Annotated in this window: 2 protein-coding genes; one reads left to right on the top strand and one right to left on the bottom strand. The window is 75.2% G+C overall.

Features of this window, described 5'->3' with window-relative positions; genetic code table 11:
• Nucleotides 1–539, bottom strand: a 539-nt coding sequence (locus tag AB0J68_RS32140) for an SAM-dependent chlorinase/fluorinase (RefSeq protein ID WP_363942641.1), incomplete at its 3' end; no start/stop codon positions are given.
• A gap of 546 nt (nt 540–1,085) precedes the next feature.
• On the opposite strand from AB0J68_RS32140, the gene AB0J68_RS32135 reads away from it, so the two are divergent.
• Nucleotides 1,086–1,334, top strand: a complete 249-nt coding sequence (locus tag AB0J68_RS32135) for a hypothetical protein (RefSeq protein ID WP_363942639.1) — start codon at nt 1,086–1,088, stop codon at nt 1,332–1,334.
• Nucleotides 1,335–1,481: the final 147 nt, after the last annotated feature.

Genomic DNA, 1,481 nt, shown 5'->3' with positions numbered 1-1,481 from the left:
AGCACCTCGGCGGTGAAGCCCTCGGCGTCGCGGGCCACGACCGCCGGCGGCAGCCGGACGAGCCCGTCCGGGTCGACCGCCGGACCCGCCTCGGCCAGCGGCGCGCCGAGCGCCAGCCGGGCCGCCACCGGGGCGAAGACGTCCCGGCCGTGGAACGTGCCGGACACCCGGGCCGCCAGCCAGCGCGGCTCGGTCAGCTCCACCGCGGCGGTCACCCCGCCGAGCGCGGCAGCGGCGTCCGGCAGCAGCCCGTTGTCCGGGCCGACCAGCAACCCACCCGGGGTGGCCAGCGCGACGCCCCGCCGGGCGGTGCCCACCCCCGGGTCGACCACCGCCACGTGCACGCCCACCGGCAGGTACGGCACCGTCTGCGCCAGCACGGCGGCACCGCGTCGGACGTCCGCCGGCGGCACCAGATGGGTCACGTCGATGACCCGGGCGGCCGGCGCGATCCGGGCGATCACCCCGTGGCAGGCGGCCACGAATCCGTCGGTGAGGCCGTAGTCGGTGGTCAACGAGACCCAGGGCGTGACAGCCATGCCGGCAGGTTAACCGTCGACGTCGGTCCGCGGTTCCACCAGTGGGATCTCCGGCTGAGCCGACGGGCGCGTCGGTGCCCGCCGGAGCGCACCCCGGCCGTGCGGTCGATCACCGGTGGCGGATATGGGACAGCGCGGTGGCTGACCGGCCACTGCCGCCGTCGGGCGTGGCCCGGCAGACTGCCCTGGTGACACATCGGAGCCTGCCCGCCGTCGGGATCCTTCTGGTCGCCGTCGCGCTGACCGCCGGCTGCGGCAGTGACGACGACAGCCCTCGGGCGGCCCCGCCGGCGTCGCCCGTCGCGACCCTGGCGGCGAGCGACCTCGCGAGCGCGCCGACGCCGTCGGTGGTCCCGTCCGGTTCGGCCGATGCCGCCGGGCCGTCGGGTCGCCCCGCTCAGCCGACCCCGCCGCCCGCCGTGCCGCCCGCGCCGCCGCAGGGGCCGGTCGAGCACCGGCCGGGCGCGGGGGCAGCACCACCGGCGGCGGGCCGGTGCGCCCGGTGCCCGCCAGGTGGTCGACGCCTTCAAGGCCGCCGGTCTGCGAGTGACGCACCCCAAAGACCGTTCCGTTGACTGTGGACCGGACGGTCTCGGTCTGGGCTGTTCCGAGATCGTCGCCACCGATGGCGTGACGGTCTACGTGTTCCCCGACGAGACCAGCGCCGGCGACATCGCCGAGACGTGGGGCGGCCAGTCGTACCGGCGCGGCGCCGTGGTGCTCAACTACCTCGAGGCGAAGACCCCGGCGGCCGACCGACTTCGCTACGAGAAGATCCTCAACAACCTCCACTGACACCAAGCGCCGGCCACCAGCCTCGGCCACCAGCCGCCGCCGCCGACCGCCGACCGCCGACCGCTACGGCCTTAGCGTCGGTGGCCGGGGCATGTCTGTCTCGTGAGCGATATGACTGTGAGTCATAATTATGACTCACAGTCATAT

Origin of the sequence: Micromonospora sp. NPDC049580 (assembly GCF_040675595.1) — a bacterium.
Taxonomy (GTDB): Bacteria; Actinomycetota; Actinomycetes; order Mycobacteriales; family Micromonosporaceae; genus Micromonospora.
This window is presented reverse-complemented; position numbering and strand designations above follow the sequence as displayed.